Here is a 5,662-nt window from a genome sequence, read left to right as displayed (position 1 = left end):
CGGCGAGGCGTACGACGTGACCGCGCACGCCGACCACCTGGCCGCCTGGCTGGCCGCGTACCGGCTGCCGCCGGCCTGCGTGCTCGGACACTCGTCCGGGGCGCAGGTGGCCGCCGCGCTCGCCAGCCGGCACCCGGACACGGTCCGCGCCGTGGTGCTCGCCGGCCCCACCTGCGACCCGAAGGCCCGGACCAGACCCCGGCAGATCGGCCGCTGGCTGGTGGACGTGGCGCGGGAAGCGCCGTTGCAGGCGCCGATCCTGGTCCGGGACGTCTGGGACGCGCGCCCCTGGCGGGTCCGCACCACGCTGTCGCACTCGGTACGCAACCCGGTCGAGGCGGATCTGGTCCGCATCGCCGTGCCGGCGCTGGTGGTCACCGGCTCTCGGGACCCGGTCGTACCGCCGTCCTGGCGGGCGCAGGTGGCCCGGCTGGTGCCGCAGGCCCGTACGGTGGTGGTGCCGGGGGCCGCGCACAACGTCGCCACCACCGCGCCGGTGCAGGTCGCCGACGCGATCCGCCGACTCCTCGCCCCATCGCTAACGAAAGGGTGACCATGCGTTTCGGTAACGTGGAGATCCGTCCCCTCGGCGGCGGCCTCGGCTGCCTGCTGATGATCCTCTTCTCGATCGTCGCCTCGGTCGTCCTGACCGTCCTGATCAACCTGGCCTGGTAGCCACCGCCTCCCTGTGGTCGGCGGGGAGCTGCTCGTCGGCCGCCAGCGGCATCTCCGGCAGGGGCGGATGCTACTCCCGGCGGGCCTCCTCGACGAGCTGCTCGCTCCGGTCGGCGGCGGCCGCGGCATCGGCGGCCAGGTCGGGCGCCTGCTCGGGCTGCGGCACGCAGAGCCACAGCGCCCGCCGGCGGATCTCGGCCCGGAGGGTGCAACCCGGTTCGATGAGGTCCCCGTCGAGCTCCCGGGGCTGGGCCCGGTTACTGGTGATCTCCACCCGCCGGCCGCGCAAGACCTCCATCCGGGGGACCCGGTCCTGCCGGCGCAGCACCGCCCAGCCCAGCGCGATCCAGTGCCGCAGCGTACGCGGAGTGAGCACCGCGACGTCGAGGTAGCCATCGTCCGGCTCGGCGTCGGTGAGCAGGCGTACGCCTCCTTGGAGCCGGCCGACGTTGGCGACCAGGACCGAACGTGCCCGGCGCAGCAGCGGCGCCTGGTCGTCGATGCTGATGGAGACCTTCATCGGCCGGTCCCGCAGGTGCCGCACGGCTCCCATGACGTACGCCGGCCAGCCGATCCAATGCTTGGTGGTCTCGGACGTGGCGGCGAGCATCTGGGCGTCAAACCCCATCCCCGCCATGACGGTGAAGTAGTGGTCCTCGACGGCACCGACGTCGAGCAGCCGCCGGCCCCGCTCGATCGCCACCTCCAGCCCCGCGGCTAGGTCGTTGGCGAGGCCGAGGTTGGCCGCGAGCAGGTTGCCGGTGCCCTGGGGCAGGAGGGCGAGCGCCACGTCGGTGCCGACCAGGCCGCTGACGCAGGACCTCACCGTGCCGTCGCCGCCGCAGGCGAAGACCACGTCCACGCCAGCCTTGACCGCCTGCTCCGTCTGGCCCCGACCGGGGTCCTCGACGGCGGTCTCGAACCACAGCGGCTCGGGCCAGCCGGCGGCGGCGAGGGCGTCGTCGACGGTCCGGCGGAACTCGTCGAGATCGGCCACCTTCACCGGGTTGACCACCACGGCGGAGCGCAGCCCGCCCTCGGCCGACCGCCGGCCCTGTCCAGGATCCACGGCGTCAGTGTGCAGCAAGCCCGACCGTTCAGCGAGCCATGAGCGGCCCCGTGTGACCGCGTCGCACAGGTTCAGCCGGGTCGCCGTGCCCGCTCGCCGCGGGGCGCCTCCGGTCTCAGGCGGCCGTGCGCAGCGCCATCTCCACCCGCCGGCGCAGGTCGTCCAGGTCGACACCGGCCTCGGTGAGCACCAGCGCACCCAGCCCCCGGCCCTCCCGCAGCACCCCGAGCAGGATGTGCTCGGTGCCGATGTGGCGGTGGCCGAGCCGGAGCGCCTCGCGCAGCGCCAACTCCAGCGCCTTCTTCGAGCGGGGCGAGAACGGCCCGCCCGCGTACCGTCGGCGGCCCCACCGGCGACGCGGTTCCGGGACGGCCTCGCGCAACGCGTCGGGGCCGAACGACTCCTCGATCCGGGCGACGATGGCGGCCAGGTCGATGCCGATCTCCCGCAGCGCCGCGGCGTCGGCGTCGCCCAGGCCGGTGCCGCCTCGTTCGGTGGCCCGGCGGATGCGCGCGCGCAGGTCGTCGGCGCGGACGCCGGCCTCGCCGAGCACCCGGGCGGCGAGGCTGTCGCCGTCGGCGAGCAGGGCGAGCAGCAGGTGTTCGGTGCCGACCGGCCGCTGCCCCTCGACACGCGCCTCGTCCCGGGCACGCCGCACCACGGTGCGGGCCCGCTCGGTGAACCGTTCGAACATCACGCCTCCCAGGATTGTCCGACCGCCGGCCGCCCGGCGTGCTTCTTGTGGACCGCCTGCCGGCTCACCTCGAGCGCGTCGGCGATCTCCTGCCAGGACCAGCCCTGCCTGCGGGCGTTGTCCACCTGGACCACCTCGAGCCGCTCGAGCAACCGGCGCAGCGCGCGCACGGCGCGCAGCCCGACCCGAGGGTCGGTGCTGCCGGCCGCGGCCGCGAGTTCCGTCGCCTGACTCATGTCGTCAACTTACGTTGACATCACCCTTGTGTCAACCCTCGTTGACGCCGCGATCTCTGCCGACGGCAGGTGGAGCGGCGGGGATCCGGCGTCGACGGTGCTCATCAGCGTGCCGGTATCGCCAGACATCTCCCAGATCATCACGCCGAGTAGACCCCTGGACTTCAGCCAAGCGGTCTTGCGCTGCAGCGACCAGGGATCGTCGAACGTCCACCACTGGCCATCGGGCCCGGTGTAGCCGTACGTCGAGACCGACTGCCCGTCGTGGTACCCAGTGCGTCGCCCAGCGCGTCGCCGTCCACCTCGCCCAGCGCGCCGCCTTCGGCCAGCCCGTCGACGTCACCCGGGGCGTACCAGGCCTGGGCGCCCAACACCGCGTACGCGGTCGGCGCGCGAGTCACCTACGACGGCCGCGCGTACCAGTGCCGCCAGGCGCACACCTCCATCACCGGCTGGGAGCCGCCGAACGTGGCGGCGCTCTGGCAGGCCCTGTAACCGGTCCGTCCCGGCGCGCCGCCCTGCCAGCGGCGCGCCGGAACGGCCCGCGCGATGTGCTGCCGGTCATCGTCTGCGCAGGTCTGACAGCTAGGACGGAGCCGGCATCCGGCGCGATGGCGGCGTGGATACCACCACTCCTCCTGTTCGAGATGTTGCCAGAATATTTAAGTTTGTTTATGGTTCGATCACGGCGCGACCGTGCCCCGTCCCGGCCTCGGCCGCCGGTGAGCCGTTCGGGCGACGTCTCTATTGGAGGACCCGTGAAGCTGAGCGGTAGGAATCTCATCCTGGCCGGCGTCGTCGCGGTCATGGCGGGGGCGCCCTTGGCCGTCACCGCCACCGCCACCGCGACCGCGGCAGCGACACCGACCGCGACGTTCGTCAAGATCTCGGACTGGGGATCTGGCTGGGAGGGCCGTTACACCATCACCAACGGGGGCAGCAGCACCCTGAACTCCTGGAGGGTCGAGTTCGACCTGGCGCCGGGTACCACCGTGGGCTCGTACTGGGATGCGCTGATGACCAGCGACGGGCAGCACTACAGCTTCACCAACCGGTCGTGGAACGGCACGATCACGCCGGGCGCCTCGGTGACGTTCGGCTTCATCGGCAACGGTTCCGGCAGCCCGAGCGGTTGCCGGCTCAACGGCCAGCCGTGTGACGCCACGGCTCCTCCGACGACGAGTCCACCCCCGCCGCCACCGACCACCGCACCCCCCGGCAGCACCCCGGTGGCGGCAAACGGGCAGCTGCGGGTCTGCGGCCGGCAACTGTGTAACCGGAACGGTAAGCCGATCCAACTGCGGGGCATGAGCACGCATGGCCTCCAGTGGTACGCCAACTGCGTGACCCCCGCCTCCCTGGACGTACTCGCCCAGGAGTGGCGGGCGGACGTGCTGCGGATCTCGATGTACGTCCAGGAGGGCGGCTACGAGACCGACCCGCGCCGCTTCACCGACCTGGTCCACCGCTACATCGACCTGGCCACCGCCCGCGGCCTCTACGCGATCGTCGACTGGCACATGCTCACGCCCGGGGATCCGAACTACAACCTGTCGCGAGCGCGTACCTTCTTCGCCGAGATCGCCGACCGCCACCGGGACAAGACGAACGTCCTCTACGAGATCGCGAATGAGCCGAACGGCGTCAGCTGGGGTGCCGTCAAGAGCTACGCCGACCAGGTCATCCCGGTCATCCGCCAGCGAGATCCGAAAGCGGTGGTGCTCGTCGGCACCCCCGACTGGTCGTCGCTCGGTGTCTCCGGAACCGGTGGGGGCGTCGACACCATCGCCGCCAACCCGGTTGCCGCGGACAATCTCATGTACGTCTTCCACTTCTACGCGGCATCGCACGGCGACTCGTACTACAACGCTCTGGCAAGTGCGGCGGACCGGCTCCCGGTGTTCGTGACCGAGTTCGGGACCCAGGAGGCCTCCGGCGACGGCCCGAACAACTTCACCATGGCCCAGCGCTACCTCGACCTTATGGCGAGCAAGAAAATCAGTTGGGTGAACTGGAACTACTCCGACGACTTCCGCTCCGGCGCGGTCTTCACCACCGGGACGTGCGCCGGCGGGCAGTTCAGCGGTACGGGCCAGCTCAAGCCGGCCGGCAGGTGGGTACACGACCGCATGCGCACCGCGGACGACTTCTGACCGTTCCGACCCGGGACGCCGGGGCTGGTCGGCGTCGCCGGCAGGCCCCCGTCGCCGCAAGAGCCCTCTCATCGAGGCCCGAGCCCTGTCTTGCCATCGAGCAGTTCCCGCACGATGTCGAGGTGGCCCGCATGGCGTGCGGTCTCCTCGATCATGTGCAAGACGATCCGACGCAGGTCGGTGATTTCGTCTCCGAGCGGGGCTGGGTGACGTCCTCGCGGGGGCGCCGACAGTGGCGTGGAGGCAAGGACGGCGTTGGATCGCTCGCACTGCGCGCGGTAGAACGCGAAGACCACAGATGGTGGTCGCGGGGTGGTCAATGGTGTGTGGTCGCCGGGCCAGGGCAGCGGCTCGGCGGAGCCAGTGGCGATCTCCTGGAACCAGTGCCGCTCGGCGTAGCCAAGGTGTTCCACGAGCCCCAGCGGTGTCCATCCCGAAGCTAGGACCGGCGTCGTCAACGACTCGACGTCGAGGCCATCAATGATTGCCAGAACGCTGGCGCGTTGCGCCTCCAGGAACATCAACAGTGCGTTCTTCTCGCCGTCGTCCATCCGGTCCACAGCCTCTGATCGTGGTGAAGAGTTGTCGGAAGCCTCGCGGGATCGCTACTGGCGAGTGCAGCACGGTAGCAAGCAGGACGGACATTCTTCGGGTTGGCCGGTTTCCCGGCCCGGTGCCGATGTCGGCGATGGGTGCCGGCCGTGGATGTGCCGCTGGCCGGCGCCCCGTGTGGGGTGCCGGCCGGCGGGTGTTGGTGGTGTGGGTCAGCTGTTCCAGTGCTGGGTGACGAGGTCGGCGGCCTGCTGTTCCCACTGTGCGTAGTGGTCCGGGTAGG

7 protein-coding genes and 1 pseudogene are annotated in these 5,662 nt (G+C 71.2%); 3 read left to right on the top strand and 5 right to left on the bottom strand.

Features of this window, described 5'->3' with window-relative positions:
• Positions 1 to 553, top strand: a 553-nt coding sequence (locus C1I99_RS28705) for an alpha/beta fold hydrolase (RefSeq protein WP_146604076.1), incomplete at its 5' end; no start/stop codon positions are given.
• 192 nt (positions 554 to 745) lie between these two features.
• On the opposite strand, the gene C1I99_RS28700 is transcribed toward C1I99_RS28705, so the two are convergent.
• The 4 genes and pseudogenes from C1I99_RS28700 to C1I99_RS28685 form a co-directional block, all read right to left on the bottom strand.
• Entirely contained in the window at positions 746 to 1,744 is a 999-nt protein-coding gene (locus C1I99_RS28700; RefSeq protein WP_233512768.1) for a diacylglycerol/lipid kinase family protein, read from the bottom strand.
• A gap of 115 nt (positions 1,745 to 1,859) precedes the next feature.
• On the bottom strand, positions 1,860 to 2,438 hold the full coding sequence (locus C1I99_RS28695) for a Clp protease N-terminal domain-containing protein (RefSeq protein WP_111137327.1): 579 nt from the start codon (positions 2,436 to 2,438) through the stop codon (positions 1,860 to 1,862).
• Complete coding sequence (locus C1I99_RS28690) at positions 2,438 to 2,674, bottom strand: HTH domain-containing protein (protein WP_088995221.1); 237 nt, start codon at positions 2,672 to 2,674, stop codon at positions 2,438 to 2,440. Before C1I99_RS28690 ends, C1I99_RS28695 begins: the two co-directional genes overlap by 1 nt.
• 9 nt (positions 2,675 to 2,683) lie before the next feature.
• Positions 2,684 to 2,890 (bottom strand): annotated as a pseudogene (locus tag C1I99_RS28685) (glycosyl hydrolase family 18 protein); the annotation flags it as partial.
• 48 nt (positions 2,891 to 2,938) lie between these two features.
• Here C1I99_RS28685 and C1I99_RS28680 point away from each other — a divergent pair.
• Positions 2,939 to 3,169 carry a carbohydrate-binding protein gene (locus C1I99_RS28680; protein WP_158554115.1) on the top strand — a complete coding sequence of 77 codons (231 nt, stop codon included), beginning with the start codon at positions 2,939 to 2,941 and terminating at the stop codon, positions 3,167 to 3,169.
• Between the two features lie 311 nt (positions 3,170 to 3,480).
• On the top strand, positions 3,481 to 4,827 hold the full coding sequence (locus tag C1I99_RS28675; RefSeq protein ID WP_111137329.1) for a cellulase family glycosylhydrolase: 1,347 nt from the start codon (positions 3,481 to 3,483) through the stop codon (positions 4,825 to 4,827).
• 68 nt (positions 4,828 to 4,895) lie between these two features.
• On the opposite strand, the gene C1I99_RS28670 is transcribed toward C1I99_RS28675, so the two are convergent.
• Entirely contained in the window at positions 4,896 to 5,378 is a 483-nt protein-coding gene (locus tag C1I99_RS28670; protein ID WP_233512769.1) for a DinB family protein, read from the bottom strand.
• Positions 5,379 to 5,662: the final 284 nt, after the last annotated feature.

The sequence above is a fragment of the Micromonospora deserti genome, assembly GCF_003236335.1.
GTDB lineage: Bacteria > Actinomycetota > Actinomycetes > Mycobacteriales > Micromonosporaceae > Micromonospora > Micromonospora deserti.
This window is presented reverse-complemented; position numbering and strand designations above follow the sequence as displayed.

What these genes read in the sequence shown, in the direction of transcription:
- C1I99_RS28695 (WP_111137327.1), bottom strand. Translation starts at nt 2,438, where the DNA reads ATGTTCGAACGGTTCACCGAGCGGGCCCGCACCGTGGTGCGGCGTGCC.
- C1I99_RS28690 (WP_088995221.1), bottom strand. Translation starts at nt 2,674, where the DNA reads ATGAGTCAGGCGACGGAACTCGCGGCCGCGGCCGGCAGCACCGACCCT.
- C1I99_RS28675 (WP_111137329.1), top strand. Translation starts at nt 3,481, where the DNA reads ATGGCGGGGGCGCCCTTGGCCGTCACCGCCACCGCCACCGCGACCGCG.
- C1I99_RS28670 (WP_233512769.1), bottom strand. Translation starts at nt 5,378, where the DNA reads ATGGACGACGGCGAGAAGAACGCACTGTTGATGTTCCTGGAGGCGCAA.